16 protein-coding genes are annotated in these 22,825 nt (G+C 41.4%); 10 read left to right on the top strand and 6 right to left on the bottom strand.

Features of this window, described 5'->3' with window-relative positions; all coding sequences use genetic code 11:
• Positions 1–19 precede the first annotated feature (19 nt).
• Together C900_RS20590 and C900_RS20585 are read right to left on the bottom strand one after the other, a co-directional pair.
• Positions 20–346 carry a HesB/IscA family protein gene (locus C900_RS20590; RefSeq protein ID WP_009582135.1) on the bottom strand — a complete coding sequence of 109 codons (327 nt, stop codon included), beginning with the start codon at positions 344–346 and terminating at the stop codon, positions 20–22.
• Between the two features lie 10 nt (positions 347–356).
• A complete protein-coding gene (locus C900_RS20585; RefSeq protein WP_040497202.1) occupies positions 357–767 on the bottom strand; it encodes a hypothetical protein in 411 nt (136 codons plus the stop codon).
• A gap of 115 nt (positions 768–882) precedes the next feature.
• On the opposite strand from C900_RS20585, the gene mce reads away from it, so the two are divergent.
• On the top strand, positions 883–1,284 hold the full coding sequence (gene mce / locus C900_RS20580; protein WP_009582131.1) for a methylmalonyl-CoA epimerase: 402 nt from the start codon (positions 883–885) through the stop codon (positions 1,282–1,284).
• A 359-nt stretch (positions 1,285–1,643) separates the two neighbouring features.
• The gene (gene thiL, locus C900_RS20575) at positions 1,644–2,681 is read left to right on the top strand and encodes a thiamine-phosphate kinase (protein ID WP_009582128.1); all 1,038 of its coding nucleotides are present in this window, start codon (positions 1,644–1,646) and stop codon (positions 2,679–2,681) included.
• A gap of 6 nt (positions 2,682–2,687) precedes the next feature.
• Here thiL and C900_RS20570 read toward each other — a convergent pair whose 3' ends face one another.
• Positions 2,688–5,840 (bottom strand): ligand-binding sensor domain-containing protein, encoded by a 3,153-nt coding sequence (locus tag C900_RS20570; RefSeq protein ID WP_009582125.1) that lies wholly within the window; start codon positions 5,838–5,840, stop codon positions 2,688–2,690.
• Between the two features lie 10 nt (positions 5,841–5,850).
• Entirely contained in the window at positions 5,851–6,219 is a 369-nt protein-coding gene (locus tag C900_RS20565) for a hypothetical protein (RefSeq protein ID WP_009582124.1), read from the bottom strand.
• Positions 6,220–6,337: 118 nt separating this feature from the next.
• Here C900_RS20565 and C900_RS20560 point away from each other — a divergent pair, with 118 nt between their 5' ends.
• Complete coding sequence (locus C900_RS20560) at positions 6,338–9,142, top strand: VPS10 domain-containing protein (RefSeq protein WP_009582123.1); 2,805 nt, start codon at positions 6,338–6,340, stop codon at positions 9,140–9,142.
• A 320-nt stretch (positions 9,143–9,462) separates the two neighbouring features.
• Here the strand turns inward: C900_RS20560 and C900_RS20555 are convergent, their stop codons facing one another.
• Positions 9,463–10,047 carry an acyl carrier protein phosphodiesterase gene (locus C900_RS20555; RefSeq protein ID WP_009582122.1) on the bottom strand — a complete coding sequence of 195 codons (585 nt, stop codon included), beginning with the start codon at positions 10,045–10,047 and terminating at the stop codon, positions 9,463–9,465.
• 91 nt (positions 10,048–10,138) lie between these two features.
• On the opposite strand from C900_RS20555, the gene C900_RS20550 reads away from it, so the two are divergent.
• The 3 genes from C900_RS20550 to C900_RS20540 are packed head-to-tail and all read left to right on the top strand — an operon-like array spanning position 10,139 to position 12,564.
• Positions 10,139–10,546 carry a tellurite resistance TerB family protein gene (locus tag C900_RS20550; protein WP_009582121.1) on the top strand — a complete coding sequence of 136 codons (408 nt, stop codon included), beginning with the start codon at positions 10,139–10,141 and terminating at the stop codon, positions 10,544–10,546.
• A gap of 6 nt (positions 10,547–10,552) precedes the next feature.
• Positions 10,553–11,251, top strand: a complete 699-nt coding sequence (locus C900_RS20545; RefSeq protein WP_009582120.1) for a class I SAM-dependent methyltransferase — start codon at positions 10,553–10,555, stop codon at positions 11,249–11,251.
• 29 nt (positions 11,252–11,280) lie between these two features.
• Positions 11,281–12,564 carry an amidohydrolase family protein gene (locus C900_RS20540; protein WP_009582119.1) on the top strand — a complete coding sequence of 428 codons (1,284 nt, stop codon included), beginning with the start codon at positions 11,281–11,283 and terminating at the stop codon, positions 12,562–12,564.
• Between the two features lie 733 nt (positions 12,565–13,297).
• On the opposite strand, the gene C900_RS20535 is transcribed toward C900_RS20540, so the two are convergent.
• A complete protein-coding gene (locus C900_RS20535; RefSeq protein ID WP_009582118.1) occupies positions 13,298–13,819 on the bottom strand; it encodes a DUF4924 family protein in 522 nt (173 codons plus the stop codon).
• Between the two features lie 274 nt (positions 13,820–14,093).
• Between C900_RS20535 and lepA the strand changes: the two genes are divergently transcribed.
• From lepA to C900_RS20515, 4 genes are all read left to right on the top strand, one after another.
• Positions 14,094–15,878, top strand: a complete 1,785-nt coding sequence (gene lepA, locus C900_RS20530; RefSeq protein ID WP_009582117.1) for a translation elongation factor 4 — start codon at positions 14,094–14,096, stop codon at positions 15,876–15,878.
• Between the two features lie 579 nt (positions 15,879–16,457).
• Positions 16,458–17,351: a bifunctional 5,10-methylenetetrahydrofolate dehydrogenase/5,10-methenyltetrahydrofolate cyclohydrolase gene (locus tag C900_RS20525; RefSeq protein WP_009582115.1), complete on the top strand. Its 894-nt coding sequence runs from the start codon at positions 16,458–16,460 to the stop codon at positions 17,349–17,351.
• Between the two features lie 169 nt (positions 17,352–17,520).
• Entirely contained in the window at positions 17,521–19,437 is a 1,917-nt protein-coding gene (locus C900_RS20520; protein ID WP_009582114.1) for an OmpA family protein, read from the top strand.
• Positions 19,438–19,583: 146 nt separating this feature from the next.
• Entirely contained in the window at positions 19,584–22,823 is a 3,240-nt protein-coding gene (locus tag C900_RS20515; RefSeq protein ID WP_009582113.1) for a SusC/RagA family TonB-linked outer membrane protein, read from the top strand.
• Positions 22,824–22,825 lie beyond the last annotated feature (2 nt).

The raw sequence follows: 22,825 nt of genomic DNA, 5'->3' as shown, positions 1-22,825 counted from the left end.
TGAATTGATCCAGTCTTTTTTAAACAGCAAAGCTCTCCCCACATCCACATGTTCTTGTGGCATTAGGGTTGATAAATTGAAAGCCTTTTCCGTTGAGCCCGTCTGAAAAATCAAGCGTAGTGCCTAATAAATAAAGGAGGCTCTTTTTATCAACTAATATTTTTATGCCTTTATCTTCAAAGATCTCATCAGAATCTTCAATTGTAGAATCAAACTTAAGATCATACATCAATCCTGAGCAACCTCCGCCCTGAACAAGTACTCTGATATTGTGATCGTCTGCTTTACCTTCTTTCGAACGTAACTCTACTATTCTGTTTTTTGCTTTTTCTGTTACACTGATCATAGTTGCAAATTTAAGCTACCGGATTTAATACTACACTAAATACGGTGATCGTGTTCGAATCACGACCATAATATAATTTATCTAAAGCATCATATATGCTGCTGGCCCGAAAATAAGAAGTGTGCAGCTCCTTATTATTGCCCTTAGCTATCCATTGGATGGTATATGAGCTTTCTTTTTCTTTATAATGCTCAACATAATCCAGCATTTTATTGAGCGCATCCACCTTATCGGAGCCAATTACAGAGTGAAAAAGAAAAGATTGGTTGTGCCTTGGATTAATGGTGATCAGGTCCAACTTTATTTTTCCTTCTATATTTCTATATTCAAACACGAGATCATTACTCCTTAAGCCTAGATGATCTTTGATTTCTTCCTGAACCCGTGCTGCAGTCACATGAATGTCGCTCGAAGTATCCATTAAAAACAATTCAGTCTGAGAATAAATTTAACTTAAAACTTTCTCCAAAATTAAAAAGTTTCAATTTTTGGAGCAAAGTTAGTCAATTGACCGACAATAACTAAAATATGAACCCATGCTTAAAGTTGAACATATTGGTATTGCCGTAAAGGACTTAGAACAGTCTAACGGTCTTTTTGAAAAGTTGTTTGGACGAGTTCATTATAAAATAGAAGAAGTGGCATCTGAGCATGTCAATACCTCTTTTTTCTCTATCGGGGAAACTAAAATAGAACTGCTACAGGCCACCCATCCTGATTCGCCTATTGCTAAATTTATTGAGAAGAAAGGTGAGGGCCTACATCACATAGCCTATGAAGTGGCGGATATTCATGCAGAAATGAGACGCTTGGAGGAAGAGGGCTTTACCTTGTTAAACAAAGAGCCTAAAAAAGGCGCTGATAACAAACTGATTTGTTTTCTGCATCCTAAAACAACCAACGGAGTGTTGATCGAATTGTGCCAGGAGATACGGTAGGAACTTCAATTCGCTATGCACTATTTAAGCCTTGATGGTATTACTTCTGGCGCTTGAAACTTTTAAATGTTTTAGGCTCTGTTTGTCCGTACTGGATCGAGTTATAGTGCTTAAGTTTCTTTTTGCCTACCCTGGTTTTATATTGTGGTCTTGGGCCACATGCCGTTAAAAGTAAAACGCCAACAATCAACAAACTCACAAATTTCAAAATTACCTTCATGCCTCTTGGTTATGTTGTATACATATATTCATACATGGTTTACCTATCTTTGTAACCTGCTGTATCACTAACAATAGGTTTAGGTGCATCTTTGTAAGGTGAGTTGCATTTATGACCGATGAATTGCATAAAATTAACTATGGAAAAGAAAAGAACAGAGATCAGTACCCTTGGAGAGTTTGGACTGATAAACAGGATTGCTAAGGATTTTGTGCCTCTCAATACAGAAACAAAACTGGGGATTGGTGATGATGCTGCTGTGATTGACAATGGAGGCCTTCAAACAGTAATTACCTCCGATATGCTTCTTGAAGGCATCCATTTTGACCTGGCTTTCATGCCTCTACAGCACCTTGGCTATAAGGCTGTAGCAGTAAATATCTCTGACCTGGCGGCCATGAATGCCATTCCCAAACAAATCACTGTCAACATTGGGCTGAGCAATAGATTTTCTGTGGAGGCAATAGATGAGTTTTATAAAGGAGTGAAAGCTGCATGTGATAATTATAAAATAGACCTGATCGGTGGAGATACTACGTCCTCTGCCAGCGGCTTTGTTATTTCAGTAACGGCCATAGGTGTGGTCAGTGAGGATCGTGTAGTGAAGCGCTCGGGAGCCAAAGTAAAGGATGTAATTTGTGTTACCGGTGACTTAGGTGCGGCCTATATCGGCCTTCAGGTTTTAGAGAGGGAGAAGCAGGTATACCTGGCCAACCCGGATATGCAGCCACAACTCGACAAATATGACTATATCGTTCAGCGACAGTTGAAGCCGGAGGCCAGGACCGAAATGGTTTATGAACTGGCGGAAATGAAGGTGGTACCTACCTCAATGATCGATATTTCCGATGGCCTGGCATCTGAGCTGTTGCACCTAAGCAGCAACTCAGGGGTTGGTATGAAGATATATGAAGATAAACTGCCTATCGATAAGCAGACGTATGATACAGCATTTGAACTGCACATAGATGCTACCACAGCCGCTCTGAATGGTGGAGAAGATTATGAGTTGCTTTTTACAGTATCAATGGATGATATGGAGAAACTTAAAAAGCATCCGGATATTCACTTTATCGGCTATGTTCAGGAGCTGTCAAAGGGAAATATAATGGTTACAAAGGGTGAAAATGAAGTTCAGATAACCGCTCAGGGATGGAATCACTTTGCCCGAAAGTAGTAGCTGCTAAAGTGAGGCTTGAAGTGGGAATTGCACTGTAAATGTAGATCCTTTGCGGTGCTTACTTTTCAAAGTGAGTTTTCCTCCGTTAATTTCTGTAAATCTCTTACATAGGACTAACCCCAATCCCGTACCCTTTTCGTTCGAGGTCCCCTTCGACCGATGGGTATGGCTTTGATCAAATAGCTTTTCCATATCTTCCGAACGGATGCCTTCCCCTTCATCAATTACTGATACCAAGGCATGTTCTGTATTTTTCCAAACCTTTAGCACTACCTTTTTTGAAGGGGCGGTAAATTTGATGGCATTCGAAACAAGGTTCCTGATGACTATGTAGATCATGTTTTCGTCAGCTTCGATATAAATATCATTTTCCACCTCTAGTTGAAAACAGATCCCTTTGCGTTCGGCAGTGAGTTGGTACAGATTGAAAACCGTTTTGGAAAGGCCCGAGAGATTGAGACTGACAGGATCATGCGTGATATTGCCCATCTGAGACAGCGACCAATAGAGCGTGTTATCAATGAGATCGAGGGAGTTGGCCACTGAACTCTTGATAGTGATAGCATGCTTCTTGATCTCCTCGCTATTCATAAAATCATAGTTGTTGATCAATACCCCGAGAAAACCTTCCAGTGTTGTTAACGGGGAGCGCAGGTCGTGCGAAAGAATACTAAAAATAAAATCCTTTTTGGAGTTGAGCTGGCTGAGTTCTTCTTTTGATTTCTTCAGCTCGTCCGTTCGTCTGGCGATTTCTCCTTCAAGGTGCTTTTGGAGTTTAGCATCTTTTTCCATTTTGCGCTTTATCAACGCAAACGTAGTCCCCAGGCCTAAGAGAATGATGGTAACATAAAACCACCAGGTCATCCAAAACGGAGCCCGTATATTTACAATGATAGACGCATGTTCTGGGCTTTCAAGGCCGTCAGGATTTATCCCCTTTACTTTAAATACGTACCGGCCAGGTTTTAAACCGGTATACGTTGCGGTATTTTGGTAGCCGGAATTGATCCAGTTCTTGTCATAGTTTTCCAGTTGATAATAAAACTGGTTTTTCGATGGAGTGGCAAAGTGAGTAGCAAAATACCTGAACTGCAGGAAATTATGGTCATACGGCAGGGTAATTTCTTCCTTACCCAATAAGCTGACCGTTGGGTGCATCTTTGTTTCGGCATTCAGTTCATTAAGGATCGCAAGCTCCAGGAGGTTAGCATCTGCGACTGACGGATGTTGACTGATCCTTTCAGGATCAATGATATTAACTCCATTGATCCCTCCGAATACAATTTCTCCCCGGGCGGTTTTTAAAAATGCCAATCTGTTAAACTCCTGGTTTTGTAAACCATCTTCTTTGGTGAAATTGATAAAGGTCTCATTGGCAATGTTAAACTGCGATACACCATTGTTGGAGCTGATCCATAAATTGCCCAGTTCATCAGGTATCGTGGCATAGACAACATTATTTTCAAGCCCATCGTCAGTCATATACTTCTTAACATTACCGGTCTTCGGATCCAGCCTTACCAGTCCTCCATCGTATGTGCCGATCCATAGGTATTCGTTGTGCTTGATCATAGAAAGGATCATGTGGCCCTGCCATTTCTCAAAAGGAAAGTATTCTATCTTTTCAAAATTGTCGGATAACCTCGCTACAACACCATAGGTCCCTAACCATGCCTCTCCATCTTCTGAAACATATATGGACTTAAACTTATTATGCATATACCCTTCAATAGGTGTTCGCTTATCCAAAATTAAATTGGTGATACTGGCGACATACCCGCTTCTAAAGTCAAGTACAAATACCTTATCTCCCGCCATACACAGCACCTGATTCTCCTTGTTTAAAGGAACTATCTGCCTTACCGCCCCACCTTCCAATATCTCCGGGGTCAGGTGTCTGTTCATTGAAAATTCATTCGTTGCAGCATTATAGTTTAAAAGGCCAGCGCTTGTACCAATGAGGAAGCGGTGCTTGTTGATCTGGTAAACACTATAAGGTATTACCGGTTGCTGTTGATCTATTTTCACCTTGATGTGTTTGATCTTAGTTCTGGAGCTGTCAAGCAGATTAAGATATTCGTCATTAGTGCATATCCAGATATTTTGATCAGAATCTTCATACAACCCCCTGATCATATTATCGGAGAGGGAATTTCCATCGTAGGGTTTGTGTATAAAATGCTTAAACTGACTTTTATATTTATCATAGGTGCTGATCCCGGTTGCTGTGCCTATCCAAATCATGCCCGACTTATCCATCATTGAGGTGAGACAATGATCATTGGACAATGTTTTCTCTACATAATATTCTTTATAGAAGCCCCTGATCTGGTTGCCTGATTTGAGGTATAGTCCCCCACGTGTTGTTATCCAGATATTTCCGGACTTATCTTTCAGAAATCCTGTTATGGCTGCTGTGTTGGGGCGATCGAAGTCCAAATTTACAAGCTGCTGGTTCTTTCGTACATACACCCCGTTATTGCTAGTGCCGATCCAAACCTCACCATCAATATATTCCAAAGCCGTGATGATGTTGCCGGCTGTTCGTGGCAGCTCCGTATGAGGAAGAAAGGTGTTGCCGGTCACTTGTCCGATGAGGTAGTTGGTACTTATATAGAGCTTTTTGGCATCGTCAAGGGTAAGTTTGTTGACTGGTAAGTCTGTTTTTTTTACGACCTTGTTTTGCTTCTTGTCTAAAAAATATAACCCTTTAAAGCCGCAATTCAACCATAACACATCTTTGCCATCAGATATTACTTCCCTGATCCTGGATATGGGCTCACCTTCAAACGGTATACTTACAAACTCCTGCGTTAGCGGGTTGAATTTGAGTAGCCCTGAATGCTCAGTAGCAAGAAATATAGTGCTGTCATTGGTGATATAAAGGCCATTGATCTGATTATTAAGGGCGTAGTCTTTTTCTTTTCTCTTATAGTGATAGGTGATTATTTCATATCCATCATACCTGTGTAGTCCGTCATTGCTACAGAACCATATCAGTCCGGTTTGGTCCTGTACGATATCATTCACAGAATTGTTAAGGAGTGTTCCAGGGGCTTTGATGTAGTCGAAAAATACATCATTATTGTATTGTGCACCGGTTGGTCCAACGGAAATGACGTGCAAAAGGGCTAATAAAACAATTCGTAAGGCCAAATTAAAAAATCTAATCTTCTGGATAAGGAATAAAAACAAATCTGGTAAAGTTATCATCCACTACAAACAAACAACAGAATTCGTCAGGGTCTTTGTATGACGCTTTAAAGTCCTCCATATTATCTTCACTAACGATTTCGCGCTGAATAAACTCATCAAGAAAGGAAGCATTGTAGTTCCAGTTAACAGCCAGCTCTTCCTTTCCTATAAGTAGTTGGCCGATGGGTAGCTCTATTTTTGAAATGGGAAATATCGGATAATCAGAAAACTTTCTTTTTCTTATCTGATAGGATGCCTCTTTGAGCGTGTCTGCCACTACAACAAAATCCTCGGAGATCTGTCCCAAATATTTACCGTTCAATTCAGGATCGTTGTTCATAGAAAAATCTTTTTTTTAATTTAACACTTTATACAAAAATACAAACTTTTTTCTGCTGCTTTCAAGCATTAAAAAACAACTGATATTATTTCTTATATTAAATATTAACGCATAAATAATGAAAAAAATACTAATTGCATTGGCTGCTTTTACCTTATCGGTTTTATGCTACGGGCAAACTGAAACGGCAGGTCAACCGGATATTGCAACGTCATTTGCCGAGCGCAAAAAGCTTGCCGGGAATTCATTGGTTGCGGGATATAAAGCCCGGAATATAGGCCCGGTAGTACAAGGCGGGCGTATTGTTGATATTGCTGTTAATACTTCTAACACCAAAGAATATTATGTGGCCTATGCTTCCGGGGGTATTTTTAAAACCCGGAACAACGGGATCACTTTTGAGCCTGTATTTGATGACCAGGGTGCTATGGGCATTGGAGCGATGGCCCTGGCGCCATCCGATAATAAAACAATATATGTGGGTACCGGGGAAAATAACAGTAGCAGATCAAGTTATGCAGGTTCGGGCGTTTATAAATCAGTTGATGGCGGACAAACATGGCGCCACCTCGGATTCGCCAGCACACAGCACATTGGGAAAATTGTAGTGCACCCTAACGACCCGGATCAGGTATGGGTGGCTTCAATAGGCGCTTTATATACGCATAATGTTGATCGTGGTGTGTATAAAAGTACTGATGGAGGTCAAACCTGGAAAAAAACACTTTTTATTAATGACAGTACTGGCATAATAGATTTGGTAATAAACCCGCAAAATCCTAACCAACTTTTTGCCAGCGCCTGGGAGAGAACCAGAAAGGCATGGAGCTTCAAAGGAAGTGGTCCTGGATCGGGTATATATCGTTCCAACGATGGTGGTGACTCCTGGACAAGGATAATGGACGGTTTCCCGGATGGCGAAATGGTAGGCCGGATAGGACTGAATATCAGTGCCTCTTCCCCAAATATTGTTTATGCATTTCTTGATAATCAGGCAGAAGCTAAAAAGGAGAAGAAAGCTGATGAAGATAAGGATAAGCTGAAGCTTACAGATTTTCGGGATATGACACCTCAGCATTTACTAAACCTGGATGACGAAAAGCTGAACGGCTTTTTAAAAGACAACTCATTTCCTGAAAAATATAATGCTCAACGAATAAAAAAGGAAATACGACAAGGAAAATACCAGCCAATAGCCATCTCGGAATACTTTGGTGATGCCAATGCGGCCTTATTTAATACTTCTGTAGTAGGAGCAGAACTATATCGCTCTGATGATTCAGGGGAAACCTGGAAGAGGATGAATAGCTACGACCTGGAAGGTGTTTACTTCACCTATGGTTATTATTTTGGTGAAGTTCGCGTGGCCCCTGATAATCCGGATCTCGTTTATGTTTTTGGTGTTCCCCTCTTAAAATCAACAGATGGTGGCGTTACCTATGCTCGTATTGACTCGATAGGAGACGTACATGTTGATCATCAGGCGCTTTGGATCAACCCCAATGACTCGAAACATTTGCTGTTGGGTAACGATGGGGGACTATACGAAAGCTACGATGAAGGCGCCAACTGGAGGCACATTAACAATATGCCTGTGGGGCAGTTTTATACGGTGAATGTTGATATGGAAAAGCCATACAACGTCTATGGTGGCTTGCAGGATAACGGTACACTGATTGGGTCATCCAAGTCGGTACCCAACAGAACCAAACATTGGGAACAACTTTTTGGTGGGGATGGTATGTTTGTTTCTCCTGACCCCAGAAATAAGGATATTGTGTACACAGGATTTCAATTCGGCAACTACTACCGTGTTGACAGAAGTAAAAATGACTTTACGAAAGTAACTCCGCAGCATGATATAGGCGAGCCGGTCCTTCGGTTTAACTGGCGCACGCCTTTAATTCTAAGTAGCCATAACCCTGACATCGTTTATATTGGGGCGCAAAGAGTTTACAGAAGCTTAAATCGCGGTGACGATTGGCAAGCAATTAGCCCTGATCTCACCAAAGACAAACCCCAGAATAACGTGCCCTTTTCTACTATTTCCGCTATTTCTGAATCGCCCCTTAGGTTTGGGCTGATCTATGTGGGTACTGATGATGGTAATGTGCACGTAACCAGGGGAGATGAATGGGCATTAATTACAGAAGGTTTGCCCCGTGACAAGTGGGTGAGCAGTGTTTTTGCTTCGCCACATGAGGAAGCTGAGGTTTACGTATCTCTCAATGGCTACCGTGAAGATGAATTTAAGACTTATGTATTCATGAGTGATAACTATGGGAAGACATGGAGATCATTGAAAGGTAACTTGCCTGAGGTAGTAGTAAATGACCTGCTACAGGACCCTGTTAATCCTGATTTATTATATGTAGGAACGGATCATGGAACCTATGTTAGCTTTAACAAAGGCACGACATGGGAAATACTCGATCAAATACCCAATGTAGCATCATATGACCTGATGGTACACCCTCGTGATAATGAGCTGGTAGTAGGTACGCATGGCCGTAGTATCTACATTGTGGATGTAAAGCCATTTCAAGCTATTGCAGGCCATGTGGATGTAGCAGTAAAAGTTTTCGAACCTGGTAACATTCGGCATTCCGAGCGTTGGGGTGAGAAGCGTTATCCATACCTGAAAGCATTCGAACCGGAGATTGCTATTGGATACTATATTGGTCAGGCAACACCCGCTGCGGTAATAGAGATCTATAATGCTGGTGGTGAACTGGTGAGAAGGCTCGAGGGAAAGGGTGCAAAAGGTTTTCACACAGTCAAATGGGATGTAAAGGTTCAGCAAGCAGACAAGAAAAAGAAGAAGAAAGAAGAGCCTGAAATGCAATATGCGGCCAAGGGCAAGTATAGTATTAAAGTGATTAATGCGGCCAGCAGTGATCAGACTTCGCTGGAGATAAAGTAGAATGCAGTCATATTGAATTGTAGAAAGCTCGCTGGTTCGGACTGGCGAGCTCTTTATATTAAGTTGAGTTCGATATAAAACGCTCGGTCATCTTATCTCGAAAGTTTTAATAGTCGGCAGTAGGCAGAAGCAGTAGGCAAGTATAGCCGCAAGCTTTGGGCTTCAAACTGTAAGCAAATAGTCAATCGTCAAACAAGTCTACAAAACAACAATTAGCGGTAAACTGACAACTGGAAAACTGGAAAACTGGAAAACTGAGAACTAAGAACTGAGAACTGAGAACTGAGAACTGAGAACTGAGAACTGAGAACTATGGGTCATCAATTCCTTTTAAGCCACTCTTCGGCAAAAGCCTTTATATCGGGGAAAAAGGCCTCGAAGTCGTTCTTAAAATCATTATACTGAAGCTTAAGGTCTGCCACAGCCAGTTCCATGTTCGATTGAAAAGTCGTTCTTTTGGCCATTCCACTAAGCGCTCTTTGAATTCCTTCGTAATGAGCATAATTTTTCAACCAGTCATACTCGATCATAAAGGGCATCATATACTTTACTCCTTTAGGCAAGATGTTTTCATGTAGTAAAACGGTATCGTAGACGTATTGGCTAAAATGTTCCAGTGGTATGTGGTGGTGGGCAGACCAATTTGCAGCCAAAAAGTGATCATAGAACATGTCAACGATTACACCGGCATAGTGGTGGTATTTATCCCATAGCCTTTTCTTACTTTGGTGCACAGCATTGTGTTGGTCGGTAAACTCATCTATGTGTCTGTGCAAAAGAATGCCACGTTTTATATCATCAGGATACTCTTTAAACTGCTTTCCTTTCACAAAATCACCCATAAAGTTACCTACAAGCACTTGCTCGTTGCTGCCGGACAGATATACATGAGCGAGAAAATTCATAACAATTTTTTCCTAAAACTAAAGTTTACTTCACCTACATTACCAAAAAATAGAATATATTTAACTTTGTTTTTCTTCAAATTTATCTCTTATGAAGGATAATCCACATCTTAATATTTTGGTTCAACTGGCTAAAATTGACGGTGAAACCGACAGCGCAGAGCTGGAACTTATCAGGCAAATTGGTGCATCTTCCAATGTGAGTCCTGAAGACATCGATGAGATTATAGCTACCACAGCGGCTGAAGACAGTATTCCCTCTCTTGAACATTTATCTGCAGGAGAGAAAGTGGAACTGATGAGCAATCTCGTACTAGTAATGAAGATCGATGGGCGAATTCATAAAGAAGAGATGAAATTTTGCATGAAAGTACTCAAGAAACTGGGCTATGATGAAGATGCATTGTTCGACCTCGTTTCTACCACCTTTATCGACCCACAACAGGAGATAAGCAAGGAAGACATAAAAGAGCGGGCAAAAAAATATCTTAAAAAGTAATAGAAGGTGCCTCAGAGTAAAGACACCTATGGTCAGGCGCTGTATGATTACCACAGAGCGGTTTTTCAGCCACCCTTACTTCTTCATACTTCCTATGGAGGTATTGAAGATATGCCAGTGGAGGTTTTCTTTCGATCGGAAAAGGATTTAACTACCCTCGAGGAGTCAGCCTTGCACCTTTGCTATGGCAGGGTGCTGGATGTTGGCGCAGGCGCAGGGGCGCATAGCCTTATTTTGCAAGACAGGGTAGAAGAAGTGATAGCAATTGAAACGTCAGAGGGAGCTTGCAAAGTAATGCGTGAAAGAGGAGTGCTGAATGTTGTTAATCGAAGCGTTTTTAAGTATAACCCTCAGGGTAAATTTGATAACCTGTTGATTTTGATGAACGGTACCGGTGTTTTCGGTGCTTTTAGTAATTTTATTTTGTCTCTTCAGCATTTAAGGAACCTTTTGAAACCTGATGGGCAGATTATTATTGACTCAAGTGATATTTCGTATTTATATGAAGATGATGAGATAGCAGCCCAAAAGGGAGAGGTGGCTTACCAGTATGAATACAAAGGACAGTATAGCGATTGGTTTCCCTGGCTGTATGTTGATAAAGTAGAATTGCAAAAGTTGGCTGAAGAAGCCGGATTTAGTTCAAATATAGTTTTTGAAGACGAAAATGATCAGTATCTGGCTGTATTAAAACCTCAACTATAGATGTTTACGATAAAATCTAACCTAATATCATGAAGAAAATAACCGTATTAATTGCTGTACTGCTTCTTTATTTTGTACAAGTACAGGCTCAACGCAGCTTGCTCCATTGTGGTCAGTTGATAGACGCTAAAAGCGACAAACTTCAAAAGGAGGTGACCATAGTTGTAGAGGGTGATAAGATCATTAAAGTAGAAAAGGGCTATAGCCAGCCTGGCGAGGGAGATAAGATAATTGACCTGAAAAGCAAGACAGTCTTACCCGGACTGATGGATATGCATGTACATATTGAAGGAGAAACCAGTAAAGACAACTATATCAAGCGATTTACCCTGAATGAGGCCGATGTGGCGTTCAATTCAACTGTATATGCCGAACGCACACTGATGGCAGGGTTTACCACAGTGCGCGACCTGGGAGGCAGTGGCGTGAATACTGCCTTGCGGAATGCTATCAATGCCGGGAAGGTAAAGGGGCCAAGAATCTTCTCTGCGGGTAAGTCTATTGCTACTACCGGTGGACATGCAGACCCTACTAATGGTTTCAGGCACGATTTAATGGGTGACCCTGGACCAAAGGAAGGCGTGATCAATGGTGCCCATGAAGCCAGAAAGGCCGTAAGGCAGCAATATAAGAATGGCGCTGATGTGATCAAGATCACTGCCACCGGGGGAGTGTTAAGCTTAGCCAAAGATGGTTCGGGGCCTCAATTTAAGTTGGATGAACTGGAGGCTATAATAGAAACTGCTAATGAGTACGGTATGATCACAGCGGCACATGCCCATGGCCCCGAAGGTATGAAAAGAGCGGTTATGGCCGGGATTACCTCAATAGAACACGGTACAATGATGACTCCCGAGATCATGGACCTGATGAAACAGAAAGGAACGTATTATGTCCCCACTATTTCTGCTGGACGATTTGTTGCTGATCAGGCAAAAATAGAGGGTTACTACCCGGCAGTAGTGGTGCCCAAAGCCTTGGCCATAGGCCCGCAGATCCAGAATACATTTGCCGAGGCATATAAAAAAGGTGTAAAAATAGCCTTCGGAACGGATGCAGGTGTATTCCCTCACGGTCAGAACGGTAAGGAGTTTGGTTATATGGTGGAGGCGGGAATGTCACCAATGGAGGCTATCAGATCAGCTACCATCGTGACAGCTCAAATGCTTAAAGCTGATGATGTACTCGGCTCGATTGAAGTAGGAAAGAAAGCAGATATTGTGGCTGTAAATGATAATCCGCTGACAAATATTTCTACTATGGAGAATGTAACCTTTGTGATGAAAGACGGGGTGGTTTATAAATCTGAATAATAGTACAAGCTCAGGCCTGACAGGTTTCCAAAACCTGTCAGGTCTTCCTATGAAATTCCATACCCTACCAAACCACTCATACTGGTTCAAGTCTTGAGCAAAGCGGTGACTTGGACCTCAGTTATATTGAAGTCTTCAGACTTCTAGCATCGAAGATTATCCTGGTTTTGAAGACCTTATCCAATCACAGATGGTAAAGCTAACGTGAGTTCGATATAAAATGCTTAAAAAAGGCAGTCATCCTATCCCGAAGGCTTTAAGGCTTTCGGGAGAAGGGTCTTCCTAAGTTGTTGGTAGTATCATTGAACTTAGTAAGATTCTTCGTGCCTCCCCGAAGCAAGTTAAGCAAGTTCGGGGACCTTAAAAGAGGGTTTTAGGTTATTTTTGGATACGAATACAATTAAATCGGTTCTACTATATCGAACTCATGTTAAGCTAAAATGTATGAACAGCTAGCTTTACCAAACTTTGAAAGTTTAGCAAAGCCGCTTTTCAGATGGGAAGAGTTGGAAATGTGGCATATACCTTGAATATTCATCGGATGAAACGTGCTTTGGGGCGATATTCATCCGATGAGAAGCCTTGCTATTGTGGGTTTGTTTTATCTTCAAATGAATTTTCGATTAAAGAGACCTGACAGGTTTTTGAAAATGTGTCAGGTCTTCCTATGAAATTCCATACCCTACCAAACCACATAAAAAGCCGCCACTGCCAACTGCCACTCTTAAGCTTCCTATTTCCTCGCCTCTTTGTACTTATAACTTAAATATGAAAGCACCGAACCAAACGCATTGATCCCTTCCATCAGCTCCTGCGGCACATCACGGCCATTCATTCGAGCGAGAAGCAGACCGTATACTCCATTCAGGCACACCTGCACTTCACCTTTAACAGCGCCTTGTGCGAACTTGAGGCTCTCCTCAATATGAGGCTTTGCTGTATTATAGATCTTTTTGAATTCCTCGTCAGAGGTTTTTAATGCTGCCGAGAGAGCTGACAACTCCTGAACATACGCTTGCACATAGCTGAGGTGTCCTCGCTCTTCTATGCCTTCTTCCTTCATGTTCTCCATCACCATTTCATACCATTTCGCCAGCTCCTCTTTCTCCTCTTTTTCAACGGGTATATGGCTGATGACATACTGTCGGACATCATCCATATTGAAATTATAGACCCGGATAAGGTCTTCAGTCTGATACATGTGGATGATATATTCGGAAATGTTATTTCTTTTTTTATTTTCAGCTATGTTCATGTATAATGTATTTAGTATTGGGACACGAGATGTGAGTATTGAGACTTAGCGATCATCGTAGTACTCACTGTCTTTTTGCCTATTGCTTTTGCCGATTGCCAACTATTCATCTGGCTTGTCCGATTAGTATCGGTATGGCCTAGCCTCATGATAAGTTTCGGCTGGCATCGCTGTAAATAATTACTTTTCTGCAATGTTACTTAAGTACGAATAATTATCTAATTTTGCACTTTTAAATTCTACGCGCAGAATCGTTTTTTTGAAGGAGAACCACATGGAGAATATTCGCAATTTTTGCATTATAGCCCATATCGACCACGGGAAGAGTACCCTGGCAGACAGGCTTTTACAGGCAACGGGTACAGTGACAGATCGGGAGATGCAGGAGCAACTGCTCGATGATATGGATTTGGAGCGGGAGCGTGGTATCACCATCAAAAGCCATGCTATCCAGATGGACTACAAATACGAGGGCAAGGATTATATCCTTAACCTGATCGACACTCCGGGTCATGTGGATTTTTCTTACGAGGTTTCCAGGTCAATAGCCGCCTGTGAAGGAGCACTGCTCATAGTTGATGCCGCACAAGGCATAGAAGCACAAACTATCTCTAACCTGTACCTGGCTTTGGAACACGACCTGGAGATCATACCTGTTTTGAATAAAATAGACCTTCCCAGCGCCATGCCTGAGGAAGTGACGGATGAAATAGTGAACCTGATTGGCTGCGATCCTGCAGATGTTATTCGCGCAAGCGCTAAAGAAGGTATCGGTATTGATGATATTTTAGAGGCAGTTATTAAAAGAATACCAGCTCCCGAAGGGGATGTGAACAAGCCGCTGAAAGCCATGATATTTGACTCGGTTTTCAATCCCTTTAGGGGAATTGAAGTTTACTTCCGGGTTTTTGACGGTACGATCAAAAAAGGAGATAAAGTAAAATTTGTTCATACCGGCAAGACTTATGAGGCTGATGAAATAGGTGTTTTGAAACTTAAGCAACAGCCTAAGGAAACCATCAGTGCAGGAAATGTGGGGTACATCATATCTGGCATAAAGGTAGCGAAAGAGGTAAAAGTAGGGGATACTATTACCCACCTTAACAGGCCTTGTGAGGCAGTTAAAGGTTTTGAGAATGTTAAACCTATGGTATTTGCCGGTATTTATCCTGTTGATACCACAGAATTTGAAGAGCTGCGGGCTTCCATGGAAAAGCTGCAACTGAATGATGCATCATTAGTATGGGAACCTGAGACATCGGCAGCTCTTGGTTTTGGCTTTAGGTGTGGATTTCTGGGTATGTTGCATATGGAAATCGTTCAGGAGCGGCTTGAACGGGAATTTGACATGACCGTGATCACCACAGTCCCCTCTGTGCAATTTCATGCCATAGGCACTGATGGATCCGTCAGAAAGATCAATGCTCCTTCAGAAATGCCGGAACCCAACACCATTTCGCATATCGAAGAACCCTATATAAGAGCACAGATCATTACTAAATCTGAATTTATAGGCAATGTAATAGGCCTTTGTATGGAGAAACGGGGGGTGATAAAAAATCAGGTTTACCTAACTGCTGATAGGGTGGAGCTAAGCTTTGAACTCCCTCTGGCAGAAATAGTATTCGATTTCTTTGATAAACTTAAGACATTGTCACGAGGCTATGCCTCACTGGATTATGAGCTGATTGGCTTCAGACAATCCAATATGGTGAAACTGGATATTATGCTTAATGGTGACAGGGTGGATGCCTTGTCGGCGATTGTGCATAGAGATAAGGCATATGAGTGGGGTAAGAGGTTGTGCGAAAAATTGAGAGAGCTGATCCCGCGTCAGATGTTTGAAATAGCTATACAGGCCTCTATAGGTACCAAGATCATAGCCAGAGAGACGGTAAAGGCCATGCGTAAAAACGTGTTGGCGAAGTGTTATGGAGGTGATATTACGAGAAAGAGAAAGTTGCTCGAAAAGCAAAAGAAAGGAAAGAAGAGAATGAGGCAGGTGGGAAATGTGGAGATTCCTCAGGAAGCGTTTATGGCAGTACTCAAGCTGGATTGATGTAGAGGAATGGTGGAAGAGGGGAAAATTGGAATGATGGAATAGTGGAATAATGGAATGGTGGAATATTGAGAATTAAAACTTAAGTGAGGGAAAGGAAGAACATCAACAGAGGATTTAGACAGCTAAGAGTTTGGAATGATGCAGTAGAACTGTACGTGCTTACTTGTAAGCTGTTACTGGTATTTCCTTTTGAACTTAAGAAAACCGCTGGAAACTGCATTGATTGTTCTAATAGCATAAGCAGGAATATAGCTTAGGGGTACTCAAGAAAAGTATAAAAGAGTATCTTAATTTTTTGAACATGGCATTGGGGTCGAGTGGTGAATATCACTCAGCTTTTATAAAGCAGGTCAACTGACAGAAGATAACCATGAACAACTGGATGAACTTCACTATAAAGTTGAAAATCAATTGATTCAATTAATAAAATCTTTACAAGCTAAAATGAATAAAGGGGAATGGAATGATTCGTTCTTGGATTAAAGCTCATAGGAAGCCACCACTCCAATTATCCATCACTCCATCATTCCAGTTTTCCATTATTCCATGAACCCAGAAGATAAAAAAGCAAAGCACATGTCTCACTCTCCTACAATCCTTGACGGAAAGAAAATAGCTGATCAAATAAAAGATGAAATATCAGAAGAAGTAAAAAAGCTGGTAGCCAGCGGAGGGAAAACACCGCATCTGGCAGCGATTTTAGTAGGTGATGATGGAGCAAGTCAGACTTATGTGAGCAATAAGATCAAGGCGTGTAAAAGAGTGGGCTTTGAGTATACTTTGCTCAACTTTCCTGAAACCATTAGCGAATCAAAACTAATGGCAGAGATCGAGCGCATCAATGCCGATGACGACATAGATGGACTGATTGTACAGCTTCCACTGCCCCAGCATATTTCATCGGCAGAGGTTACTGAGAGAATCCGCCCTGATAAAGATGTAGATGGTTTCACTAATCTTAACTACGGCAAGATCACTTCGAAAAATCCGGGTTTGATGCCTGCCACTCCTTATGGTATACTTGAGCTGCTGAAGCGATATGACATAGAAATTAAAGGTAAGCACTGCGTTATGGTGGGCAATAGCCGGACTGTAGGAGCGCCCATGAGCATCATTATGTCGTATCACGAGTATGCTACTGTTACTACCTGCCATATCCATACTCAGCATCTTGAAAAACACACCCAACAGGCCGACATACTTATTGTTGCCACTGGAAAACCGGGGCTCATCAAAGGAGACATGGTAAAAGAGGGTGCTGTGGTGGTTGATGTGGGTATCACCAGAATTGACACTGATCAGAATGAAAGAGGATACTACCTGAAAGGGGACGTTGAATTTGATGAGGTGGCGGCAAAAGCCAGCCATATTACACCGGTGCCAGGTGGAGTTGGTCCTATGACCATTGCATCATTGTTGCTAAATACACTTAAGGCCTCAAAAAAGAGAGCTTTGAAAAGGAAATCCTAACAACAGGTGCGACACTGAAATTTCCTTCTGGCATTTTTCGTTATAGATTCATATGTTTATACGTCTTACGATATCATGAATTTGGTTCGGAGGTTGAAAGTGAATTAATAAACCAACTTAATTCCCATAAAAGCGGATAATTGCTTCTGCTACAAGGGTAAGAATATACATGAGAGTTTCTGCTGTTATAATACTATTGTTTGTACTACTGCCGGTTTTATCCTTTGCACAATCACAGCTCAGCACAAAGTCAAAAAAAGCAGCCGAGTACTATTATCAGGCGGATAACTTCAGGGTTAGAGGGCAGTATACTATGGCTGCGGAACTCCTGGAAAAGGCTATAGAGAAAGACGACAAATTTCATGAAGCCTATTTTCGATTGGCAACGATCTATAAAGCAAAGGGAGAACTGAACGAAGCAGAGAAACTATTACTACATGCCGAGGAGCTGACCCAAGGGCAAAATGCAGGGGTGTCTTTTGAGCAGGGCGAATTGTATTTGCTAAAGGGTGAATATGAAAAAGCAATAACTTATATAGACCGGTATTTGTCATTCGGACCCAAAAATTCACGCAGAATAGAAGAGGCAAAGAAGATTAAAGCGGACGCTAACTTTGCCCTGGAGAATATGGATCTGGCTGCAGAGCTAAACCCCCAGCCGCTAAGTGATACTGTTAATGCATTTGTAATGCAATATTTTCCTGTGGTTACAGTGGACCAGCAGTCCATGATCTTCACAAGACGTTTGGGCACCTCGATGGCGGATGATGAAGACCTGGTTATCAGCAGTAAAAATGAAGAGGGACGATGGGGAAAACCCGTATCATTGTCCGAAAATATTAATTCTGAGGGCAATGAAGGCACCTGCACCATCTCTGCCGATGGACGTACACTTATATTCACTTCATGCTATGGCAGACCGGGTTATGGTAGCTGTGACCTGTATATTAGTAAAAAAACCGGAGATGAATGGTCAAAACCCGTCAATTTAGGGGCAAAGGTAAACTCATCGGCCTGGGAATCGCAACCTAGCCTGTCTTCGGATGGAAGAACATTATATTTCATTTCCAACAGGGGAGGGGGCATTGGTGGCCGTGATATTTATGTGAGCAGGTTAGACGAAAACAATCAGTGGACGACCCCCGAAAATTTAGGCAGAGGCGTCAACACACAAGGTGATGAAGTATCTCCGTTTATTCATCCAAATAACGTTACACTTTACTTTGCTTCCAATGGACTGACCGGATTCGGAGGCTTTGATATTTTTTATTCGGAAAGGGAAAATGATGAATGGAGCACTCCGAAAAACCTGGGGTACCCCATTAATACAAGTGAGGACCAGGTTTCTCTTTTTATTACCTCAGACGGCAAAAAGGGCTATTACTCCCATGAGGTAAATAATAACCCTAAACAGAAAGGAAGAATATACGAATTCAATGTACCGGAAAGTGTCCGGGTAAAGTATAGTACCTCCTATGTTAGTGGAAAAGTATTCCATGCAGAAACTAAAGAACCGCTCAAAGCTGATATTGAGCTATTCGATCTGAAGGAAGCGCAAAGAGAGGGGCTGGTAAGTTCAGATTCTGTTACAGGCAGCTACCTGATGGTATTGACAGAAGGCTCGGAGTATGCACTGTACGTAAACAAGGAAGGATACCTTTTTGAGAGCCTTTCTTTTGAGTATGAGCTCAACGCTGATTTGGAGCCCGTAAATATTGATATCTACCTCAAACCCATCAAATCAGGAGCAAGAGCTGTTCTGAATAATATTTTCTTTGAGTTTGACAGTTTTGAACTTCAGCAAAAGTCGAAGACAGAGCTAAATAAGTTGGTTAGATTTCTAAAGCAGAACACTTCTGTAAAAATGGAAATAGGCGGCCATACAGACAATACCGGCAGTGAAGCATATAACATGGACCTCTCTTTAAAAAGAGCCAAGGCCGTTTATGACTATCTGATAGCGGAGGGAATATCAAAATCACAACTCACCTACAAAGGCTATGGCCAAACCACCCCCGCTTACCCTAATGATTCGGATCTCCATAAGAAATTTAATAGGAGGATTGAGTTTAGGGTTCTGGATTAATTCAGTCAGTTAGCCACTGAAATTAATATTTCACCGGTCCCGTAATTTACGGTAAAAGACCAATCATTTACTTTCTTATAATTATTTGTTCCCTTATGTTTAATGTTTAAACATTTTTTCATTTTTTTCTAACCTAAACAATCTATATGAGAAAGTTTTTACTTTTCAGCACGATTTTGGGATTTATAATTACTGCGGGTGATCTGTGGGCCCAAGAGCGTACGATTTCAGGTAAAGTTACTTCTGTCGAGGATGGAACTGCTTTGCCGGGTGTTAATGTGATCCTTAAGGGTACTACTACAGGTACCGTTACGGATATTGAAGGGAACTACACATTATCAGTTCCATCTACGGGAGGAACATTGGTTTTTTCTTTCATTGGATTAGCCAGTGAAGAGATCGCAATTGGTTCTCAGTCAGTGATTGATATTCAAATGTCTGAGGATGTTACTCAGTTATCTGAAGTAGTTGTTGTTGGCTATGGTACAACCACAAAGCAATCTTTTGTTGGTACCGCCAAAAGTGTTGATGCATCTAAAATAGAAACAAAATCCTTTACAAATGTAGCCCAGGCTATGGCCGGAGAGGTAGCAGGTGTATCCGTAATCAACACCTCCGGTCAGCCAGGTAATGTTTCAACAGTACGTATCCGAGGCTTTGGTTCCGTTAATGGAAATAGGAATCCACTTTATGTTGTAGATGGTGTTCCATTAACAAACGATGATGATGGTGTAACAGGGTTGAACGCAATTAACCCTGCAGATATCGCTTCATATACTGTATTAAAAGATGCTACTGCAACAGCCATTTACGGTTCTCGTGGGGCAAATGGCGTTATTGTGATCACAACTAAAGGAGGTAGAAAAGATAGGTCTGCTATTGATGTGGAATATAAAAGAGGTGTTAATATGAGTTATTTGCCGCGATATGACGTCATTGAATCGCCTGAGGAATACATTGCCCTCACATGGGAAGGTATGAAAAACAGAGGTGCTTCTTTAGGCGAGCTAAACCCCGTTGCATACGCCAACGATCGTTTGTTTACTAACGGTATACCTCAGTCATATAACATGTGGAATGTGACCAATGGAGCGGAATTGATTGATCCAAATACGGGGAAAGTTCGTTCGGATGTTACGCGAAAGTATAATCCCGAAGATTGGGAAGATCATGGCTTCCAATCAGCCCAGCGACATGAAGGAAACATTCGTTTTTCAGGAGGAAGTGATAAGAGCTCCCACTATATATCCTTAGGGTACTTGAACGACAATGGGTACATCATTAACTCTGATTTTACGCGTTATTCTGTCAGGTCTAACCTAAATCAGAATATAACTAAATGGCTGACGGCTACTGCTAATATAGGCTATACAGTATCCGATCAAAATAGAAATGGGCAGTCTAACGATTCAGGAAGTATTTTTTGGTTTGTTGATAACCTTCCTCCAATATATCCCCTCTTTTTAAGAGACTCTGAAGGTAATAAGATCGAAGACCCTTATTATGGAGGTTATGAATACGACTATGGAATTGGTAGAGCATTTGGAGCACTGACCAATTCTATTGGCGATGCTCATTATGACAAAATCAACTATAAAACCAATCAGTTACTTGGAAATATTGCTTTTAACATTGATTTTACGGATTACCTGTCGTTTGAAACCCGTTACGGTGTTCAGTTAGAAAGCCGTAATTATACCAACATGGGTAGTCCATTCTACGGTTCGTCTGCAACATCTGGCGGGTCTTTATATAGAGAACTTAGAGATGATCTTACACAGAATTTTCTACAAATGCTTCGTTTTAATAAGACCTTTGGAGCTAGCAGCATTGATGCATTGGTAGCGCATGAGTCTAACGGATGGGAACGGAAGTATAACATAGCATCTAAAAGGAAAGCCGTTCATCCTTCTATAGATGATTTTAATAATTATGTTATAGTAACAGGTCAGCCTGTTGGATATACATTGGGAGTTGCTCTGGAAAGCTACTTTGGACAATTGAACTATAATTATGATGGACGTTACTTTCTTTCAGGATCAGTAAGAAGAGATGGTTCTTCCCGATTTGTAAATGATAAATGGGGTACGTTTGGTTCTGTTGGCGCTGCCTGGGTTCTTAGCGAAGAGTCTTTTTTGAAGCAGGTGAGTGTAATTGACTTTCTGAAACTGAAAGCCAGCTATGGTATTATGGGTGAGCAAGCTGGAGTGGGTTATTATCCTGGCTACAACACTTTCGATATAGGAAATCTCAATGATAACATATCACTTACACCCAGAGATAATGGTAATCCTGATCTGACTTGGGAAACCTCTAAAATGTTTCAGGCCGGTTTGGAATTTGAATTGTTAGCCGGAAAAATTGAAGGTAGTATTGACTATTATCAAAAGAACACGGACAATTTGTTATTTGACAGAAGGGTGGGGCCATCTCAAGGCATAGCAATTGTCACGGTAAACGATGGTGTATTGTTAAACAAAGGACTTGAGTATGACCTAACAGGGCATATTATTAATAATGGAAGTTTAACATTAGATCTGGGTATAAACGGAGAAATTATTTCTAATGAAATAAAAACAATGCCTATTGAACCCGCTACCGGTGAGCCTAAGCTTATAGATACATCAAATAGCCCATATGGAATGGCTGAGGGACACTCGATCTTCGATTTTTACATGATCGAATGGGCAGGAGTAGATCCTTCTGATGGTGTTGGTATGTGGTATCAGTATTATAACGATATAAACAATAATGGAGAGGTAGATAGTGATGAAGGTATTTTAGATATGGAACAATATGTAGGTTCCTTAGATGAAAATACTGAGTTAAATCTGAAAAGAACCACCACTAAAACCTACGCTAATGCAACAAACAAATTTGTTGGGAAATCTGCCATCCCTAAACTAAGAGGTGGATTTAGATTGGCTGCATCTTATAAGGGGATTAGTTTAACTGCGCAATTTTTATATAGTATTGGTGGATACGCCTATGATAATGCGTATGCGCAGTTAATGAATAACCCAACAGCGGGTAATAATAACTGGCACAAAGATATTTATTCAAGATGGCAAAAGCCCGGTGATGTTACAGATGTTCCAAGATTATCCGAAGGATTTGATACTAACGTTGCGTCAAGATCCACCCGTTTCCTTACAAAATCAGATTATTTAGCATTAAATAATGTTAAAATCGGCTATCAACTTCCTGATAGAATTGTCAATAAATTGTTTATGACAGGCCTAAATGTTTGGTTGTCAGGAGACAATCTGATGCTCAAAACACATAGAAATGGGTTCAATCCATCTACCAGCGAAACGGGTAGTTCAAGCACTTATAGGTACACGCCTTTAACCACATTATCAGTAGGTGTAAGAGCATCATTTTAATC

Origin of the sequence: Fulvivirga imtechensis AK7, from assembly GCF_000331535.1 — a bacterium.
GTDB classification, from domain to species: Bacteria; Bacteroidota; Bacteroidia; order Cytophagales; family Cyclobacteriaceae; genus Fulvivirga; species Fulvivirga imtechensis.
The sequence above is the reverse complement of the archived record's forward strand: the minus strand, read 5'-3'. Positions and strand labels throughout refer to the sequence as shown.